Raw genomic sequence first — 17,051 nt, 5'->3', positions numbered from 1 at the left:
GGTCAGCCTGCCGGCGAGGGCGCCGCGTTGATCGCCAGCTGCGCAGCAAACGCCCGCTGGTAGGCCGGCCGCGCTTCCCCGCGAGCGACAAAAGCGGCCAGGCTGGGAAACTCGTCCAGCAGGCCGGACGGTCTCGCCCGCAGCAGCACCGACACCATCAGCAGGTCGCCCGCGCTGAAGTCGGCGTCCAGCCAGTCGGCATCGCCCAGGCGAGCGGCAAGCTGGTCGAGCCGGGCGCGCACGCGGTCGTGCACGAGGGGCATGCGCTCGTCTTTCCAGGGCTTGTCGCCCTCCACGAACTTGACGGTGACGAGTTCGAGGATGGGAGGCTCGACGGTGTTGAGCGCCGCGAACATCCACGTGATGGCGCGCGCCCTTGCGTTGGCCTCGGTCGGGAGCAGGCCGGGCCGGCGCTCGGCGATGTGCAGCACGATGGCGCCGGTCTCGAACAGCGCGAGCTCGCCTTCCTCGTAGGTGGGAATCTGGCCGAAGGGATGCACCGCCAGATGCGCTGCCTCCTTCATTGCGCGCATGGACACCAGGCGTACTTCGTAGGGCAGGCCGGCTTCCTCCAGCGCCCAACGCACACGTGTGTCGCGCGCTAGGCCCTTGCCGCCGTCCGGCGACCGTTCAAAGGCAGTGATGGTGATGGTCATCGTGAATCTCCTTCGGCCTTGCGGGCGCCCGCTCGCCCCGGGTTGCTCAAACCCCTTCGATGATGCGCAGGTCCCGTTCGGCGCCGTCGCCCAGCGCGGCAAGCGCGGCCTGGTAGTCGGGGCTGTCGTGCACGGCCGTCGCTTGCTCGACGCTGTCGAACTCGATCAGCACGGTGCGTTCGGCCAAGCCGTACTCGTAGACCTTGGCGGGCAGGCCGCGCGCGAGAAAGCGTCCGCCGCCGGCCGCGATCGCCGGGCCGGCCAGTTTCGCGTAGGCCGCGAGTTTGTCGGCGTCCTTGACGGCTCGGTATGCACTGACCCAATAGGCTTTTGCCATGGCGATCTCTTTCTGTCTGGTTGCTGAGTGAATGAGTAATTCGCGTCGCTGAAAAACGATCCGCGGACCGGATCTTCGGCGCCTGCGTTCGACCTGTCCGGGGCAGGGGAATCAAAGTCTATCTGTGCTGCCCTTTGGCAGTCGAGTGCAGGCGCCTACGCGGCAATGCGTCCCGCCTGCTGTTCAATGAAAGCCGCTACGCGCCGCACGAGCGCCTGATCGCCACCGGCAGACGCCACGCTGGCGGCCGCATGAACGGCGACCGTCTCGCCAATGGCAAGGATGATTTCCTCGGCCGCCGCAGCCGTCAAGCCGAAGTGCGGCGCCGCCTCGCGCACCAGCGCGAGGCTCGATGCGTGCTGCCCCGGAAGAATGGCCAGCTCCTGGTAACCCGTGTGCCCGCCGAGCTGCATCACGAGGTCGAAGGCGGGGGCGAGGCGCCACAGCCCGTCTTCGCCACGCAGCGCGCCATGGTTCTTGACGTGATCGTCGCTGTTTCCCACCGCCAGGTTGAACACCAGCCGGCGGAACAGCTCGGACAGGTCTTCCTGCGGCCGCCGCGAGATGCGGCGCAGCAACTGCGCGAGCTCGACGTAGCTGCCGCGGCTGGATTCATAGGGCACGTCGAGCAACGCCGAGGCCGAGAGGTAGTGAAAGCGCCGCTCGTCGGTCACCGGGCCCGCCCGGTCGAAGCGTTCGACCAGCAATGCATGCCCCAGCGCAAGGGGTTGCAGCAGGAAGGGCGGAACCTCGATGCCGCAGGCGTCGGCCAGCCAGAGCGTGGCGGCTTCGATCACTTCCACGTCGTGGTCGTCGCCGCGCGATGCGAACTTGGCGATGAAGCGCCGGCCTTCGTGCACGAAGGCGGCCTTGGGGCGCGCGCCGCCCAAGCTGCCACCGCGCAGGAGCCGGTGCATGTCGGGCCCGATCTCCATGCCGGCCTCGACGCGCCGGGATGCGTCGGCGAGTTCTTCCAGCGACAGGAGCGCCGAGGGCGGCTCCTCGCTCTCGATGGGCAGGGCTTCGGCGAACACCATCGCGCCGATGCGGTCCTCGTTGGTCAGCAGCAATGCATCGATGTCGGACAGGGGCTTGCCCTGGCGTATTTCGAGCACCTTGCGGCCCCAGCTGTCGGGCAGCGCGTCGCGCAGCGTGAGCGGCATGGCGCCGCCTTCGCGGAGGCGGCGCTCGGGCAGCACGAAGGCGGCATCGCGCAACGGCAGGTGCTCGGGGTTGAGCGGTGCGGCGGCCGGGTCTTCGAGATAGCGCCGGCCGTAGGCGAATTCGCCGGACTCCACCACGCCGCGGCGAACGAGCTTCATCAGGCCGGCCGGCTGCACCCGTTCGCCGGTGTGATGCGCGAGGCCGACGTAGATGCGCCGCTCGGCATCGATGCCGTCGTCAGAAATCACGTTCGTTCTCCGCGATCACGCCTGCCGTGCCTTGTTGCGCAGCCGACCTGCGGACGCGGCGCTTTGCCGCCAGGCCGGTGGGTGCCGGGGCCACACCGTCGATCGAATCGATCTCGCCGAAGAGCCACAGCGCATGGGCCAGCAGGCCGATGCTGGTGCCGGGCTTGCCGGATTCGAGCGCGCGCAGCGTGTTGGGCGAGCAGAGCAGGCGCTCGGCCATTTCGGCGATCGTCCATTCGCGCTGGACCCTGTGCGCGCGCAGGCGCAGGCCCAGCCTTTCAAGAGGCGCGATGGTTTGCGAGGGCAGGGCCGAGAGGCCGTGGCTGCTTCTTGGCATCAATAAAATGACTATTAAACGGCTTAAGAGTCATTTTATTGCGTATTTATAGATAAAGGAAGGGCGCCTTATCCGGGCAGGCGCGGTCGTCGCCCATCGCGCTGCTCCAGCGATGCAAGATCGCTCTCGTCCTTGAGCGCCACGCCGGTCAGCCCCCGCCGCAGGGACTCTCGCATCAGCCACGCCAGCTTGAATGCGGCAGCTTCGTAGGGCAGGCCTTCGGGCCGCACGTTGGAGATGCAGTTGCGCGTCGCATCGTTCAGCCCGCGCTTGGGCGAATGGGTCAGGTAGATGCCCAGGCTGTCGGGCGAGCTCAGGCCTGGCCGCTCGCCAATCAGCATCACCGAAAGCATCGCGCCGAACAGCTCGCCCACCTCGTCGGCCAGCGCCACGCGCGCCTGCGTGGCGATGACCACGGGCGAGAAGCGGGTGTCGGCCGGCAACTGCGAGCGCAGCGCGGCGAGCAGCGGCGCGGCATGGCGCGCGACCGCGAGCGACGAAAGCCCATCGCCGATGACGACGCAGACATCGCAGCCGTAGCGGCCGATGGCGCGCAGGCGGCCGTCGTCCTCCTCATCGAGCTGGCGGCCGAGGTCGGGGCGGCGGAGGTACGTGGTGCGGTCCGCCGCACGGCTGCGGGCGCGGGCGACTTCCCAATGTTGTGCGCTCAGCGTGGCTTCGAGTGCATCGACATCGAGCGCCGCATGGATCGCATCGCGCGCCATCGCATGCGCCCAGCCGAAGCGCAGCGTCTCGTCGGTGGGCATGCCGGCACCGGCGCGGCCGAGCGCGAGGCGCGCGGGCGTGGCCGAGCGCCATTGCGCCCAGGGGTTCGGAGTGACGGCATCGCTCATGATGCAAGCGCCTTGAGCCCGCTCATGTCAGCCAGCAGGCGGTTGGAAGAGGGCGGCGCGAGTTGCCCCGCCGCGTTGGTGATCTGCATGCGCTGCAGCCACGCCTCGAACTCGGGCGCACGCTTGAGACCCAGCGTCTGGCGCAGGAACAGGGCATCGTGGAACGAGGTGCTCTGGTAGTTGAGCATCACGTCGTCCGCGCCCGGAATGCCCATGATGAAGTTGATGCCCGCGGTGCCCAGCAGCACGAGCAGGGTGTCCATATCGTCCTGGTCGGCTTCGGCATGGTTCGTGTAGCAGATGTCGCAACCTATGGGCAGGCCGAGCAGCTTGCCGCTGAAGTGATCTTCGAGGCCCGCGCGGATGATCTGCTTGCCGTCGTACAGGTACTCCGGCCCGATGAAGCCGACCACCGTGTTGATGAGAAAGGGCTTGTAGCGCCGCGCCAGCGCATAGGCGCGCACTTCGCAGGTCTGCTGGTCGACGCCGAAGTTGGCATTGGCCGAGAGCGCGCTGCCCTGGCCGGTCTCGAAGTACATGACGTTGTCGCCGACGGTGCCGCGCTTCAATGCAAGCGCCGCGGCGTAGGCCTCGTCGAGCAGCTCGGGCGTCACGCCGAACGAGAGGTTCGCCTTCTCGGTGCCGGCGATCGACTGGAACACCAGGTCCACCGGTGCGCCGGCCTCCGCGAGCTTGAGCGTGTTGGTCACATGGGTGAGCACGCAGCTCTGCGTGGGAATCTCGAAGCGCTGGATCACCTCGTCCAGCATGTGCAGCAGCTGGCCCAGCACCGGCATGCTGTCGGAGGCCGGGTTGAGGCCGATCACCGCGTCGCCCGCGCCGTAGAGGAGGCCGTCGAGCGTGGACGCGGCCACGCCGCGCAGATCGTCGGTCGGGTGGTTGGGCTGCAGCCGCACCGACAGATGCCCGGGCAGGCCGATGGTGTTGCGAAAGCGCGTGATCACGCTGCACTTCTTGGCGACCGACACCAGGTCCTGGTTGCGCATGAGCTTGGACACGGCCGCGACCATCTCGGGCGTGAGGCCGGGCGCGAGCGCGGTGAGCGTGGCGGTCGTGGCTTCGTCCGACAGCAGCCAGTTGCGGAAGTCGCCGACCGTGAGGTGCGACACCGGCGCGAATGCCCCTGCATCGTGGCTGTCGATGATGAGCCGCGTGATGTTGTCGCTCTCGTAGGGAATGAGCGCTTCGGTCAGGAACTGCTTGAGCGGCGTCTCGGCCAGCACATGGCGCGCGGCCATGCGCTGCTGCGCGGTGGCGGCGCCCACGCCCGCGAGGTAGTCGCCGGAGCGCGCGGGGCTGGCGAAGGCCATGACCTGCTTCAGGTCGTCGAAGCTGAAGACCTGTTCTGCGATGGTGGTGCGATAGCGCATCGTCTTTCAGGCGTTGGTTCGGGCGTTGGTGGCGGTGGAGGAAAGCATCTCGTCGGGCGCCGCCGCCTTGCGCTGCGAAGAGGTCAACAGGAAGTAGCCGTAGGCAGCCGCCATCAGCACCAGGAACAGCACCGTCAGCATGAAGTTGAACCACACCATCGCACCCAGACACACCACGCCCAGGCCAAGTGCGATCGCCGGGAACACAGGGTAGAAGGGCGCGCGGTAGGTGCGCAGCAGGTTCGGTTCGCTCTTGCGCAGCTTGAAGAGCGCGGCCATCGAGATGAGGTACATCACGATCGCACCGAGCACCGCCATCGTCACGATGTTGGCGGTGAGTGTTTGCCCGCCGAACTGCACCCACTCGTCGCTGAAGATCGCGATCACGCCCACGACGCCGCCGGCCAGCAGGGCGCGGTGGGGCGTGTCGAAGCGCGGGCTCAGGCCTGCGAAGTAGGCCGGCAGATAACCGGCACGTGCCAGCGCGAAGATCTGCCGCGAGTAGCCCATGATGATTCCGTGGAAGGACGCGATCAGCCCGAAGAGCCCGATCCACACCAGCATGTGCAGCCAGCCGCTGTTGTCGCCCACCACCGCCTTCATGGCCTGCGGCAGCGGGTCGTTGATGTTGGCGAGCTTGCGCCAGTCGCCCACGCCGCCCGCGAAGATCATCACGCCGAAGGCCAGCACCACCAGCGTGACGATGCCGGTGGTGTAGGCGATGGGAATGGTGCGGTGCGGATCTCTCGCCTCTTCGGCCGCCATGGCCGCGCCCTCGATGGCGAGAAAGAACCAGATCGCGAACGGAATCGACGCGAAGATGCCCGAGATCGCCGCGCCGTTGAGCACGCTGCCGCCGGCCCAGCCGTTGGCAACGAAGTTGGCCATCGTCCAGCCCGGCGTGACCACGCCCATGAACACCAGCAACTCGACGATGGCGAGCACGGTCACGAACAACTCGAAGGCCGCGGCGATGCCCACGCCGACCCAGTTGAGCGCGATGAAGATCACATACGCCCCGAGCGCAAACCACTTCGGATTGATGCCCGGGAACTGCACATTGAGGTAGGCGCCGATGGCCAGCGCAATGGCCGGCGGCGCGAAGACGAATTCGATCAGCGTGGCAAAGCCCGCGACGAACCCACCGTTGGGACCGAACGCGCGCCGTGCATACGCAAAGGGCCCGCCCGCGTGTGGAATGGCCGTGGAGAGTTCGGTAAAGCTGAAGATGAAGGTGGTGTACATCGTGGCCACCAGCACCGTGGCGACCAGGAAACCGAGCGTGCCGGCGGTGTTCCAGCCGTAGCTCCAACCAAAGTACTCACCGGAGATGACGAGGCCTACCGCGATGCCCCACAGCTGGATGGGACCGAGTACCTTTTTCAGATGACCCGTGCCCTGGGCAGTCGATGCGACCGGGGCGGCTTCGGTGGAGTGCATGGAGGCTTCCTCTCTTCGTGAATGTTGACAGTGCGCATTCAGCAAAGCAAGGGTCGTTCCACTACGTACATCGCGCTACATCGACGGGGGCCAGCAGGACATGGCGCTGGCCATAATCGGGGCCTTTCAATCCCCGAGGTGTTTCGTGAAGTCTTATTTCTGTGCCGCTCTCGTGTCCGTCTTCGCCATTCCCGCAGCATTCGCGCAATCCGCGCCCGTGACCACGCCCAGCGGCCTCATCTATCAGTCGCTCAAGGAAGGCACCGGCGCATCGCCCGCGGCCACCGACACGGTCAAGGTGCACTACCGCGGCACCTTCCCCGACACCGGCAAGGAATTCGACAGCTCCTACAAGCGCGGCGAGCCGACCGAGTTCCCGCTCAACGGCGTGATCCCGTGCTGGACCGAAGGCGTGCAGAAGATGAAGCCGGGCGGCAAGGCCAAGCTGACCTGCCCGCCGTCGATTGCCTACGGTCCGCGCGGCGCGGGCGGCGTGATTCCGCCGAACGCCACGCTGAATTTCGAAGTGGAGCTGGTGTCGGTCACCAAGCGCTGATCGACTAGATCTGCGCCATGCCGCCGTCGACAAACAGTTCCGTGCCGTTCACGAAGCTGCTGTCGTCGGAGGCGAGGAACACCACCGCCTTGGCGATTTCGTCGGGCGTGCCGACCCGGCCCAGTGGAATGTTCTGTGCCTGCCCTTCGATGAAACCTTTCACCTGTTCCGGCGTGAGGCCCAGCAGCTCATAGGCTGGGGTCGGCACCACGCCGGGGCTGACAGCGTTGACGCGGATGCCGGCATCCTTCAGGTCCACCGACCAGCCGCGCGCGAAGCTGCGCACCGCCGCCTTGGTCGCGCTGTAGACGCTGAAGGCCGGGTTGCCCTTGATGCTGGTGATGGATGCATTGAGAACGATCGACGCGCCCTTGGGCATCAGCGGCAGTGCCTTCTGCACGGTGAAGAGCAGGCCGCGCACGTTGGTGCCGAAGGTCTTGTCGAAGTGCTCTTCGGTGATCTGGCCCAGCGGCAAGAGGCTGCCGCCGCCGGCGTTGGCGAACAGCACGTCGAGCCGGCCCTTCTGTTCCTTGATGGTGGCGTAGAGCTTGTCGAGATCGGCGAGCTTGGAGACATCGCCGAGCACGCCGGTCACGTTGCGGCCGATAGTTTTCACGGCCGCGTCGAGTTCCGCCTGGCGGCGGCCCGTGATGAACACATGGGCGCCTTCGGCCACGAAGCGTTGCGCGGTGGCCAGGCCGATGCCGCTGGTGCCGCCGGTGACGAGGGCGATCTTGTCGTTGAGCTTGAGAGTCATGGTTTCTTCCTTGGGATGTGCCGCAAAGCAGCGTTGACGATGGAGGGCAGTTTGGGCGTCATCCCCTCCCGCACCAAGACGCGATGCGGGACTTGTTTATTTCCGAATCACTAATAATCCGGCGATGGACCAGATCACCGCCATGCGCGTCTTCGCCCGTGTGGTCGAGGCCGGCACCTTCACCCGCGCGGCCGACTCGCTGCAGATGCCCAAGCCCAGCGTGACGAAGCTGGTGCAGCAGCTCGAGACCCATCTGCGCGTGAAGCTGCTGCAGCGCACGACGCGGCGCGTCACGGTCACTCCCGAAGGCGCGGCCTATTACGAGCGCACCGCGCGCGTGCTGGCCGAGCTGGCGGACATCGAATCGGACCTCAGCAATGCACAGGCGAATCCGCGCGGACGGCTGAGAGTGGACGTCGGCTCCTCGTTCGCCAACATGATCCTGATTCCGCAACTGCCAGCATTTCTTGCACGCTATCCGGAGATCGAGCTGGAGATCGGCGTGAGCGACCGACCCGTCAACCTGATCGGCGATGCGGTCGACTGCGTGATCCGAGCGGGCGAACTGAGCGACCAGACGCTCGTGGCGCGGCGCATTGCGAATTTGTCCTTCGTGACCTGCGCTGCGCCGGCTTACCTGGAGCGCCACGGCATCCCGAAGACGCCGGCGGACCTTGGAGACGGCACGCACCGCGTGGTGGGCTACTTCTCGTCGCTGAGCAACCGGCCGATGCCGCTGCGCTATGTGCAGGGGGAGGATCGCATCGAGATCCACGGCCACACGGCGGTAGGTGTGAACGAGAGCACCGCGCACCTCACGGCCATGCTCACAGGCATCGGCGTGGCACAGACCTTCCGTGTGATGGCGGCCCCCTATCTGGCGAGCGGCGCGCTGGTCGAGATACTGCAGGGCTGGGCGCCCGAGCCGTATCCGCTGCACGTGGTGTACCCGACCAACCGGCACCTGAGCGCCAAGCTGCGCGTGTTCGTCGACTGGGCGGTGGAGCTCTTCGCACCCCACAACGCACACCCACCCGCGCGTTGAAGAAGAAACTTAACCCGGCTGGTATTGATACAGCCAGGTTTCCGTCAACGTCTGGTCGCCGTTCTTCAGGTAGAGCCGCATGTCGATCGGCTCCGTGCCTTCGGGCGTGAAGTCGAACTGCGCGCGCCAGTGGCCGGGCACGCCATTGGGAACGGCTTCTGCGAACACATACGAGAACTTGCCGCGCGGCGCCGTCAGCACCAGCTCGGGCTTCACGCCGAAAGGCACCGTGGTGAGCGGCTGGCCGATGAACTCGACCATGAACTTGCGCACGCCCTGCGGCCGCGGCTGGCCCGGCTGGCCGCCGCGCCCGATGCGCGTGGCCACGCAGCGCGCGAGCGGCGAGGGAAAGGGCTCCTGGTCGGTCCAGTGCAGCCGGTATTGAAGGCTGTAGCTCGCGCCGGCCTTGGCATCGGCCTTGGGCACCCAGAAGGCGACGACGTTGTCGTGGATCTCGTCGTCGGTCGGAATCTCGATGAGTTGCACCGAGCCTTCGCCCCAGTCGCCCAGCGGCTCGATCCAGAGGCTCGGGCGCTTCTCGTAGTTGACGCCGTCTTGGTAGTGATCGAACGAACGGTCGCGCTGCAAGAGGCCGAAGCCGCGCGGCTTGGTGTCGGCGAAAGCGGAGGCGCGGGTCTGCGTCGGGTTGTTGAGCGGACGCCAGATGCGCTCGCCCGCGCCGTTCCAGATCGCAAGGCCGTCGGAGTCGTGCACCTCGGGGCGCCAGTCGATGGCAGTGGGCTTGATGGTCTCGGAGTACCAGTACATCGAGGTGAGCGGCACGAGGCCCAGGCGCGCCACGTCACGGCGCAGGAACAGGCGCGAATCGATGTCCATGATCACGGCCTTGCCGCGCTGCATCACGAACTTGAAGACGCCCGTGACGCTCGGCCCTTCGAGCAGCGCGTAGACCGTCATCGAGGTGGTGTTGTTCGCGGCCGGCGTCTCGAAATAGAAGCGGGTGAAGGTGGGGAATTCCTCGGGCTTGCCGGGCACCGCCACGTCGAGCGCGAGGCCGCGTGCCGACAGGCCGTACTGGTACAGCTCGCCGATCGCGCGGAAGTACGAAGCGCCGAGAAAGGCGACCCAATCGTTCTTCTGCCAGTCGAGCTTGCCCTGGTCGCCCAGGCGGCTTTCCTGCAGGCGGAAGCCCGCGAAGCCCGCACCGGGCGGCAGCGCGCGCGCGGGGCTGTCGGGCGGCATCGAGAAGTAGTCGGGGCTGTAGAGCACCTCGCGCGCGAAGGCATCGCCGTCGGAGTTCTCCAGCACGTGCATGCGCACCGGTGTCTGGAAGAAGCGGCCGAGGTGAAAGAAGGTGACGGGGAATGCGCCGGGACCTTCGCGGAAGAGGGCGTTGGCGGGGTCGAACTTGATCTTGCCGTGGGCGTCGTAGTCGATCTTCTCGAGCACGTCGGGTGCGAGCGGCGCCGCGGCGACGTAGGGCTGCGCGGCGAGGCGCTTGGCCTGTGCGACCAGCCGGTCGAACGAGAAGGGCGAAGGCTGGCTCAGTTGCAGGCCGTTGGCGGCCAGCGCCTCTTCGGGCAGTCCAAGGGCGGCGAGTGCGGCGGCGGCACCACCTGCGGCAAGGAAGGATCGGCGATCAAGCATGTGTTTCTTGAGGGTTTCGAATCTTTGGGAAGGGGGAGGCGGAGCGATGCGCAAAGGATTTTGCGCGATGAAGACAGCCAGTAGCTTGCCGCATTGGCGCTGGACGACCGCGTCAGCCAATCCGCGCAATGCAGGCCGGACAAAGCCGGCGATTGGGAAAATTGTGCGTTTATGTATCGGCCACTTCGATCGGGTCCACGGCGCTCAACGCATACACCGCATAGAGCGGCACGCCGAAGACCATCCTGAACATCGGGCCGAGCACCGTATAGGCGAGGCCCAGACCCTCCATCACGCGGTAGGTGCCGTCCAGACGCAGGCGCGGATGCGGTTCGGTCAGGTCGGCGGGGCGGCGAAGGCCCCAGAGAAATTCGGCGCCCGTCGGCCGCACCGAGGGATGGTTGCGGGCTCGGCCGGTGGCGATCCAGCACATCGCATCGAAGGCCAGCACCGAGCCCGGGGGCGCCCGCTCGCCGAAAGTGGCGAGCACCGCCTGCACCGTTTCGGGCTTCAGGTACATGAGCACGCCTTCGGTGAAGAGGAAGACGGGCTGTGCTTTTCGCTTTTTCGGCAGGCCGAGTTGCTCCCACCAGTCGGGCGAGGTCAGGTCGAGTTCGCGCACGTCGTGGCGCGGATGGGTTTCGGGAATCAGCTCGCGGCGCAGCGCGAGCACCTCGGGCAGGTCGGCATCGGTCATGTGCGACTTGTCGTCGTCCAGCCACTGGAAGTAATGGCTGAGGCCGCAGCCCATGTTCACCACGCGGGCGCCGGGATGCCGTTTGAGGAAATCCTGCGCGAGGCTGCGAAAGCGCCGGGTGCGCGCGAGGATGCCGTAGATGGTCGCCCGGTCCTCCGGCAGGGCATGGCCGTCGTCGCGGATCTTCTCGAGGATGTCCGCGGCGTAGGCGTCCCGCACGGCCACCTGCGGAAAGATGGCATCGCCGGATGCGCGCGCGGCCAGGGGAATGCGCAAGGTGGAAGGGACGGCCGACAGGCGCTGTGCGAGCTTGCTGGTCGTCATGGATGCGGGAGCGAGGTCATGCGCAAAGTCTGGCGGCTCCCGCACGCCTGGGCAAGTCAGTCTTTCGTTCAGCCTGCCGGGCCGGCGCGGCCTCAGAGCTTCTTCTTCATCGAGGCGAGATAGAAGCCTTTGACATAGTCGTCGATGCGTCCGTATTCCTCGTAGCCCTGCTTCACGTAGAAGCCCCGCGCCTGCCATTCGAAGGTTTCGAGCGCGGCGCTGTGGGCGCCCAGATTCCTCGCGCGCTCTTCGGCTTCGGCGAGCAGCCGCGTGCCGAGCTTCTGGCCGCGTGCGGCCTCCGCGACCCAGAGCGAGTCGATGCGCAGCCAATACAGGAAGACGTAGGCGCGCAATCCACCGACCAGTTCGCCATTCGCGTCCTTGGCGTTGAGCCATACCGGCTGCGACTCTGGGTACTCGCCGACGAAGCCGTAGTTGAACTGCCGCAGGTGCAGGCCGAGCACGCCGCTTCGGACTTCTTCTTGCGTGGCGGTCGAGATGACGGGAGGTGTCGGGGTGCACATCGGCGGATTCTATGAAGCACGCCAGTGCCGAAAGTCATGGATCGGCCAAAAGAAAATTTTTGACATGTTATGTCGGCACACCTATAGTGAATCCATCGAAGCACCGCGCGCTTCCAACGGTTCCAAACACAAGGAGAGGTATGCAATCACTGCTCGATCAACTCAAGGGCCTCGATGCGCTGGCCGGCGCCGCAATGGGAGGGCTGCCGGTGCAGCTGCAACCCATTCCGGGCAGCACGCCCGTGGTCCAGGTGAGCATCGAGGGGCGCGATGAGCTGCCTATCTTTATTACCAGTTCCGACATGCAGATCATCTGCATCTGCTACCTCTGGACCGAAGATGAAGTGAAGCCCGAGCGCCGCACCGAGCTGCTCGAATCGCTGCTCGACCTCAATCCGTCCGTGCCCTTGTCGTCCTTCGGCCGCGTCGATGGCCGCTACGTGCTCACCGGCGCGCTGGGGCGCAATGCGAGCGTGGAAGACGTCGCGCGCGAAGTGGCGGTGCTCAGCGACAACGCGATCGATGCCCTGGACGCCCTGTCCGAATTCCTGAATTAAGCGAAAGATCCACATGACCGTCATCAAGAAGCTTGTCACCCTGCTGCGCGGCAGCGCGCGCGAGATCGGCGAGAGCGTGGTCGACAGCAACGCCACGCGCATCTACGAGCAGGAAATCATCGATGCCAAGCACAGCATCGAGAAGGCCAAGGGCGATCTCACCGGCGTGATGGCCAAGGAGATGCAGTCGGCCCGCGAGATCGAGCGCCTGAAGAAGGAGATCACGCGCTACGAAGGCCTCGCGATCGAAGCGCTCAACAAGACGCAGGAGGGCCTCGCGCTCGACGTGGCGGCCAAGGTCGGCACCATCGAGCAGGAGCTCGAGGAGCAGGCCAAGGCCCACGCCTCCTACGCGCTGCAGGTCTCCAAGTTGAAGGAGCTGATCAAGTCGGCCGAGGCGCGCATCCGCGAGCACGAGCGCGAGATCGGCATCGCCAAGACCACCGAGAGCGTCTACCGCGCCACGCAGTCGATCTCCGAGAACATCGGCAGCGGCGGTTCACGGCTGGCGAACGCGCGTGAATCGCTCGAACGCATCCGCGCCCGCCACGAAGACCTGGCCGATCGCATGACGGCCAGCCAGGCGCTCGAGAACGAACTGGGCCACCAGGCGCTCGAGAAGAAGCTGGCGGCCGCGGGCATCGGAAGCGATGCCGACCGCACCGGCAAGGTGATGGAACGCATCCGCGCCCGCCAGGCCAACCCGGGCGGGACCGTTTCCGAATGAACGTGCGGGTCAAGCCGGTTCGCTGGCAAGGCTCGGACGAGGCGATACGCGCCGTCCAGGTGGCGTTCGACGTGGAGGAGGCCGTGCTGGAAGCGGTGCGCACGGCGGCTTTCGAGCAGCACGTGTCCACCTCCGACCAGATCCGGCAGGTGCTGGGCCTGGCGACCACGTCCAAGCCCAAGCGCCCGCGCCTGACGGTGTCGCTCAGTGGGGCAGACTATGAATTCCTGGCGAAGCGCTACGGGCTCGCCGCCGACGACCGCCTAGCCATCAAGGAGAGGGCCACGCGCGACCTGATCGCGTTTGCAAGCAGTGGGAAAAAGAGCACCGGCGCAGGGAAGCCGGGCCGCAAGTAGAACAACGAACAACAACCCGCACGCGGGAGGGATCAATGGGTAATTTCATGGATGCGGTGGTGGGCTACCCCACCGCGATCTACACGGTGCTGCTGGGCGTCGTGTTGATCTATTGGGTGCTCGCGGTGCTCGGCATGGTCGACATCGAAGGCAGCGGCATCGATGTCGACGTGCAGACGCATGCCGATGGCGACACGAGCGATGTCGGCCAGCTTGCGAGCTACGTCGTCGCCTTCGGCCTCAACGGCGTGCCGTTCTCGGTGGCCGTGAGCCTGCTGGTGCTCGTCGCATGGACCGTCTCGTGCCTGGGCGGCGAGTGGCTGCTGCCGCTGGTGCCGACGATGCTGCTCAAGCTCGTGGCCGGCACGGTGCTGCTGGTGGTCAGCATGGTCATCGCCATTCCCGTCACCGCCGTCGCGATCCGGCCGCTGCGCGGGCTCTTCGTGAGCCACACGGCCGTGAGCAACGCCGCGCTGGTCGGCCAGGCCTGCCGCGTGGTCACCGGCGTGGTGAACGAGAAGGACGGCCGCGCCGAAATCTCGCGCCGCGGCGCCAGCCTGAATATCCGCGTCTGGGCGCCCACGCCCAACACGCTCAAGCGCGGCTCGCACGCGCTGATCCTCGAATACGACGAGGTGGCCGGCCGCTACCTCATCGCGGCGCACGAAGACATCGTCTGACCGCGCGCACCCCTTACTGTTCGTCCGCTCTCAAAGCAATTCTGGAGAAAAAATGGAGCCCATCATCTTTGCCGTGGTCATTCTGGCCGTGGTCATCCTCGGCCTGTTCGCGATGTTCGCCAAGTTCTATCGAAAGATCGAGCAGGGCCACGCACTCATCGTGAACACGCTGCGCGCCGAGCCCGAGGTGACCTTCACCGGGCGCATGGTCTACCCGATCATCCACAAGGCCGAGCTGATGGACATCTCGGTCAAGACCATCGAGATCGACCGCTCCGGCAACGAGGGCCTCATCTGCCGCGACAACATCCGCGCGGACATCAAGGTGAAGTTCTTCGTGCGCGTCAACAAGACCGCCGACGACGTGCTGAAGGTGGCGCAGGGCATCGGCTGCGCGCGGGCCTCCAACCACGAGACGCTCGAAGAGCTGTTCTCTGCCAAGTTCTCCGAAGCGCTCAAGACGGTGGGCAAGTCGATGGACTTCGTCGACCTCTACCAGGCGCGCGACGGCTTCCGCGACCAGATCATCAGCCAGATCGGCAACGACCTTTCGGGCTACGTGCTCGAAGACGCGGCGATCGACTACCTCGAACAGACGCCGCTGTCGGAGCTCGACGCCAACAACATCCTCGATGCGCAGGGCATCAAGAAGATCACCGAGCTGACGGCGGTCGAGCATGTGCGCACCAACGAACTGCGCCGCAACGAGGAAATGCAGATCAAGAAGAAGAACGTCGAGACGCAGGAAGCGCTGCTCGAACTCGAACGCCAGCAGGCCGACGCTACCTCGCGGCAGCACCGCGAGATCGCCAGCGTGCGTGCCCGTGAGGAAGCCGAAACTTCCAAGATTCAGTCCGAAGAGCGCACCAAGTCCGAAACCGCGCGCCTGCTCTCGGAGCAGACCGTGGCCGTGCAGCAGGAAAACGTGCAGCGCGAAAAGGAAGTGGCCGAGAACAACCGCAAGCGCGCGGTGGCCGTCGAGGAAGAAAAAGTCACGCGCGCCCGCGACCTGGAAATCGTCGACCGCGAGAAGGAAGTGACGCTGCAGCGCATCGAGAAGGACAAGGCGGTCGAAGTGCAGAAGAAGGCAATTGCCGATGTGATCCGCGAGCGCATCGTGGTCGAGCGCACGGTGGCCGAGCAGGAAGAAGCGATCAAGGAACTGCGCGTGGTCGCGGAGGCCGAGCGCACCAAGAAATCGGTCGTCATCATGGCCGAGGGCCAGGCCGACGAGAAGATGGTGATCGACGTGAAGGCCGCCGAAACGCAGGAAAAGCGCGCGCGCCACAAGGCGGCCGAAGAACTGACGCTGGCCGACGCCAAGCTCAAGGTCGCCGAGCGCGATGCCGAATCGAAGAAGCGCGAAGCCGAGGGCATGGAAGCCCTCTCCGCCGCGCCGGGCCTCGCCGCCGCCAAGGTCGAGATCGCCACTGCACAGGCGCGCCTGGCGACCTTCGAGGCCGAAGCCTCGGGCAAGGAAAAGCTGGGTCTGGCCGACGTGCATGTGCGTCAGGCCGATGCCGACGCCATCCTCAAGGCCGGCCAGGCCGACGCGCAGGTGATCGAGGCGCGCTCGCAGGCCGAAGCCGCCGGCATGCGTGCCAAGTTCGATGCCGAAGCCTCGGGCAAGGAAAAGCTCGGCCTCGCCGACGTGAGCGTGCGCACGGCCGATGCCGAAGCCACGCTCAAGTCCGGCCAGGCCGATGCGCAGGTGATCGAAGCCCGCTTCAACGCGGAGGCTAAGGGCCTGCACGAGAAGTTCGAGGCCATGAAGTCCATGAGCCCCGAAACCCGCGACCACGAAGAGTTCCGCATGCGCCTGGAAAAGTCGCACATCGAGACCCTGAAGGGCATCGACGCACAGACCTCCATCGCCAAGGAACAGGCCGATGTGCTGGGCACTGCGCTGGCCAACGCCAAGATCGACATCGTGGGCGGCTCGGGCGACTACTTCGACAGCTTCGTGCGCTCGCTCTCGGTGGGCAAGGGCATCGACGGCGTCATCTCCAAGAGCCAGGCGGTGCAGGTCGCCTTCAAGGACCAGCTTTCGGGCGAACGCGACGTGGTGAAGGACCTGCGCGACATCGTCGGCGCGCTGGGCAACTCGTCGGGCGAGATCCAGAACCTGAGCGTCGCCTCGCTGATGAGCCGCATCGCCGCCGACGGCACCGACAGCCAGAAGTCGGCGCTGCAGAACCTCATTTCCACCTTCCGTCCGTTGAACGGAAGCGCGCAATGAACCCGAACCTGAAGTGCAGTTGCACCGGGCAGGCATCGATGCAGCCGGTGGCGCTGGCCGAAGCGCTGCTGGGCGTGCAGTGCGTCGACTGCAACGGCATGGTGATGGCCATGGACGACTGGCGCGCCTGGAAGGCCGCCGACCCGAAGCGCGTGCCGCATGAGGTCGACGATGAAGTGATCGAGGTATTCGACGTCGCCGCCGTTCGCCACTGCCCCGAATGCGACCGGCTGATGCAGCGCCTGCGCGTGAGCGCCGGCCCCGATTTCCGCATCGACCGTTGCGTGTCCTGCCAGAACCTGTGGTTCGACGCGGGCGAATGGCGCGCCGTCGTGAGCCGCGGCCTCGCGGGCCGGCTCGACGAACTGCTGTCCGACGGATGGCAGCGACGCCTGCAGACCGAGGAGGTGCGCGAAGCCCGCCTCGCCGCGCTGCGCCGCCGCTACGGCGACGACTGCATCGACGAGCTGGACCGCATCCGCGGCTGGCTCGACACCCAGCCTCACCGCGACGAACTGCTCGCACTGCTGCGCGCGGACTGACCGCGCCGACCC

General features: G+C 66.2%; 19 protein-coding genes. 8 read left to right on the top strand and 11 right to left on the bottom strand.

What is annotated here, in order from left to right:
* Window positions 1-2 precede the first annotated feature (2 nt).
* The 7 genes from QFZ83_RS16895 to eat form a co-directional block, all read right to left on the bottom strand.
* Window positions 3-656 carry a glutathione S-transferase family protein gene (locus QFZ83_RS16895; RefSeq protein WP_307508271.1) on the bottom strand — a complete coding sequence of 218 codons (654 nt, stop codon included), beginning with the start codon at window positions 654-656 and terminating at the stop codon, window positions 3-5.
* Window positions 657-702: 46 nt separating this feature from the next.
* Window positions 703-993 carry a DUF1330 domain-containing protein gene (locus QFZ83_RS16890; protein WP_307508268.1) on the bottom strand — a complete coding sequence of 97 codons (291 nt, stop codon included), beginning with the start codon at window positions 991-993 and terminating at the stop codon, window positions 703-705.
* 155 nt (window positions 994-1,148) lie between these two features.
* Window positions 1,149-2,405, bottom strand: a complete 1,257-nt coding sequence (locus QFZ83_RS16885; RefSeq protein WP_307508266.1) for a type II toxin-antitoxin system HipA family toxin — start codon at window positions 2,403-2,405, stop codon at window positions 1,149-1,151.
* Window positions 2,395-2,742 (bottom strand): helix-turn-helix domain-containing protein, encoded by a 348-nt coding sequence (locus tag QFZ83_RS16880; RefSeq protein ID WP_307508264.1) that lies wholly within the window; start codon window positions 2,740-2,742, stop codon window positions 2,395-2,397. Before QFZ83_RS16880 ends, QFZ83_RS16885 begins: the two co-directional genes overlap by 11 nt.
* Window positions 2,743-2,810: 68 nt before the next feature.
* On the bottom strand, window positions 2,811-3,596 hold the full coding sequence (eutC, locus tag QFZ83_RS16875) for an ethanolamine ammonia-lyase subunit EutC (protein ID WP_307508262.1): 786 nt from the start codon (window positions 3,594-3,596) through the stop codon (window positions 2,811-2,813).
* Window positions 3,593-4,987 (bottom strand): ethanolamine ammonia-lyase subunit EutB, encoded by a 1,395-nt coding sequence (locus QFZ83_RS16870; RefSeq protein ID WP_307508260.1) that lies wholly within the window; start codon window positions 4,985-4,987, stop codon window positions 3,593-3,595. Before QFZ83_RS16870 ends, eutC begins: the two co-directional genes overlap by 4 nt.
* Window positions 4,988-4,993: 6 nt before the next feature.
* Window positions 4,994-6,427, bottom strand: coding sequence for an ethanolamine permease (gene eat, locus QFZ83_RS16865; protein ID WP_307508257.1), 1,434 nt, complete (start codon window positions 6,425-6,427; stop codon window positions 4,994-4,996).
* A gap of 100 nt (window positions 6,428-6,527) precedes the next feature.
* Here eat and QFZ83_RS16860 point away from each other — a divergent pair, with 100 nt between their 5' ends.
* A complete protein-coding gene (locus QFZ83_RS16860; RefSeq protein WP_307508255.1) occupies window positions 6,528-6,983 on the top strand; it encodes an FKBP-type peptidyl-prolyl cis-trans isomerase in 456 nt (151 codons plus the stop codon).
* Window positions 6,984-6,987: 4 nt separating this feature from the next.
* On the opposite strand, the gene QFZ83_RS16855 is transcribed toward QFZ83_RS16860, so the two are convergent.
* Window positions 6,988-7,740 carry a glucose 1-dehydrogenase gene (locus QFZ83_RS16855; RefSeq protein ID WP_307508253.1) on the bottom strand — a complete coding sequence of 251 codons (753 nt, stop codon included), beginning with the start codon at window positions 7,738-7,740 and terminating at the stop codon, window positions 6,988-6,990.
* 124 nt (window positions 7,741-7,864) lie between these two features.
* Between QFZ83_RS16855 and QFZ83_RS16850 the strand changes: the two genes are divergently transcribed.
* Window positions 7,865-8,785, top strand: coding sequence for a LysR family transcriptional regulator (locus tag QFZ83_RS16850; protein ID WP_306877232.1), 921 nt, complete (start codon window positions 7,865-7,867; stop codon window positions 8,783-8,785).
* Between the two features lie 9 nt (window positions 8,786-8,794).
* Here the strand turns inward: QFZ83_RS16850 and QFZ83_RS16845 are convergent, their stop codons facing one another.
* The 3 genes from QFZ83_RS16845 to QFZ83_RS16835 form a co-directional block, all read right to left on the bottom strand.
* Complete coding sequence (locus QFZ83_RS16845) at window positions 8,795-10,393, bottom strand: glucan biosynthesis protein (protein WP_307508249.1); 1,599 nt, start codon at window positions 10,391-10,393, stop codon at window positions 8,795-8,797.
* Window positions 10,394-10,562: 169 nt separating this feature from the next.
* Window positions 10,563-11,414: a class I SAM-dependent methyltransferase gene (locus QFZ83_RS16840; RefSeq protein WP_307508247.1), complete on the bottom strand. Its 852-nt coding sequence runs from the start codon at window positions 11,412-11,414 to the stop codon at window positions 10,563-10,565.
* A gap of 92 nt (window positions 11,415-11,506) precedes the next feature.
* Entirely contained in the window at window positions 11,507-11,938 is a 432-nt protein-coding gene (locus QFZ83_RS16835; protein ID WP_307508245.1) for an N-acetyltransferase, read from the bottom strand.
* 140 nt (window positions 11,939-12,078) lie between these two features.
* On the opposite strand from QFZ83_RS16835, the gene QFZ83_RS16830 reads away from it, so the two are divergent.
* From QFZ83_RS16830 to QFZ83_RS16805, 6 genes are read left to right on the top strand one after another with little or no spacing between them, the layout of a single operon-like run.
* The gene (locus tag QFZ83_RS16830) at window positions 12,079-12,495 is read left to right on the top strand and encodes a YjfI family protein (protein ID WP_306877225.1); all 417 of its coding nucleotides are present in this window, start codon (window positions 12,079-12,081) and stop codon (window positions 12,493-12,495) included.
* Between the two features lie 13 nt (window positions 12,496-12,508).
* A complete protein-coding gene (locus tag QFZ83_RS16825; RefSeq protein WP_307508243.1) occupies window positions 12,509-13,222 on the top strand; it encodes a PspA/IM30 family protein in 714 nt (237 codons plus the stop codon).
* On the top strand, window positions 13,219-13,578 hold the full coding sequence (locus QFZ83_RS16820; protein WP_307508241.1) for a hypothetical protein: 360 nt from the start codon (window positions 13,219-13,221) through the stop codon (window positions 13,576-13,578). The genes QFZ83_RS16825 and QFZ83_RS16820 overlap by 4 nt, the downstream gene beginning before the upstream one ends.
* Before the next feature lie 35 nt (window positions 13,579-13,613).
* Window positions 13,614-14,258, top strand: a complete 645-nt coding sequence (locus tag QFZ83_RS16815; protein ID WP_307508239.1) for a ubiquinone biosynthesis protein — start codon at window positions 13,614-13,616, stop codon at window positions 14,256-14,258.
* A gap of 52 nt (window positions 14,259-14,310) precedes the next feature.
* On the top strand, window positions 14,311-16,497 hold the full coding sequence (locus tag QFZ83_RS16810; protein WP_307508237.1) for a hypothetical protein: 2,187 nt from the start codon (window positions 14,311-14,313) through the stop codon (window positions 16,495-16,497).
* Window positions 16,494-17,039: a zf-TFIIB domain-containing protein gene (locus QFZ83_RS16805; protein WP_307508235.1), complete on the top strand. Its 546-nt coding sequence runs from the start codon at window positions 16,494-16,496 to the stop codon at window positions 17,037-17,039. Before QFZ83_RS16810 ends, QFZ83_RS16805 begins: the two co-directional genes overlap by 4 nt.
* Window positions 17,040-17,051: the final 12 nt, after the last annotated feature.

The organism is Variovorax sp. W1I1 (genome assembly GCF_030815625.1).
GTDB classification, from domain to species: Bacteria; Pseudomonadota; Gammaproteobacteria; order Burkholderiales; family Burkholderiaceae_C; genus Variovorax; species Variovorax paradoxus_C.
This window is presented reverse-complemented; position numbering and strand designations above follow the sequence as displayed.

Bases quoted from the DNA above. Each gene is read 5' to 3' on its own strand.
- QFZ83_RS16870 (WP_307508260.1), bottom strand. From the start codon at position 4,987: ATGCGCTATCGCACCACCATCGCAGAACAGGTCTTCAGCTTCGACGAC.
- QFZ83_RS16835 (WP_307508245.1), bottom strand. From the start codon at position 11,938: ATGTGCACCCCGACACCTCCCGTCATCTCGACCGCCACGCAAGAAGAA.
- QFZ83_RS16815 (WP_307508239.1), top strand. From the start codon at position 13,614: ATGGGTAATTTCATGGATGCGGTGGTGGGCTACCCCACCGCGATCTAC.
- QFZ83_RS16890 (WP_307508268.1), bottom strand. From the start codon at position 993: ATGGCAAAAGCCTATTGGGTCAGTGCATACCGAGCCGTCAAGGACGCC.
- QFZ83_RS16850 (WP_306877232.1), top strand. From the start codon at position 7,865: ATGGACCAGATCACCGCCATGCGCGTCTTCGCCCGTGTGGTCGAGGCC.
- QFZ83_RS16855 (WP_307508253.1), bottom strand. From the start codon at position 7,740: ATGACTCTCAAGCTCAACGACAAGATCGCCCTCGTCACCGGCGGCACC.
- QFZ83_RS16830 (WP_306877225.1), top strand. From the start codon at position 12,079: ATGCAATCACTGCTCGATCAACTCAAGGGCCTCGATGCGCTGGCCGGC.
- QFZ83_RS16805 (WP_307508235.1), top strand. From the start codon at position 16,494: ATGAACCCGAACCTGAAGTGCAGTTGCACCGGGCAGGCATCGATGCAG.
- QFZ83_RS16840 (WP_307508247.1), bottom strand. From the start codon at position 11,414: ATGACGACCAGCAAGCTCGCACAGCGCCTGTCGGCCGTCCCTTCCACC.
- eat (WP_307508257.1), bottom strand. From the start codon at position 6,427: ATGCACTCCACCGAAGCCGCCCCGGTCGCATCGACTGCCCAGGGCACG.
- eutC (WP_307508262.1), bottom strand. From the start codon at position 3,596: ATGAGCGATGCCGTCACTCCGAACCCCTGGGCGCAATGGCGCTCGGCC.
- QFZ83_RS16880 (WP_307508264.1), bottom strand. From the start codon at position 2,742: ATGCCAAGAAGCAGCCACGGCCTCTCGGCCCTGCCCTCGCAAACCATC.
- QFZ83_RS16860 (WP_307508255.1), top strand. From the start codon at position 6,528: ATGGCGCTGGCCATAATCGGGGCCTTTCAATCCCCGAGGTGTTTCGTG.
- QFZ83_RS16845 (WP_307508249.1), bottom strand. From the start codon at position 10,393: ATGCTTGATCGCCGATCCTTCCTTGCCGCAGGTGGTGCCGCCGCCGCA.
- QFZ83_RS16820 (WP_307508241.1), top strand. From the start codon at position 13,219: ATGAACGTGCGGGTCAAGCCGGTTCGCTGGCAAGGCTCGGACGAGGCG.
- QFZ83_RS16810 (WP_307508237.1), top strand. From the start codon at position 14,311: ATGGAGCCCATCATCTTTGCCGTGGTCATTCTGGCCGTGGTCATCCTC.
- QFZ83_RS16895 (WP_307508271.1), bottom strand. From the start codon at position 656: ATGACCATCACCATCACTGCCTTTGAACGGTCGCCGGACGGCGGCAAG.
- QFZ83_RS16825 (WP_307508243.1), top strand. From the start codon at position 12,509: ATGACCGTCATCAAGAAGCTTGTCACCCTGCTGCGCGGCAGCGCGCGC.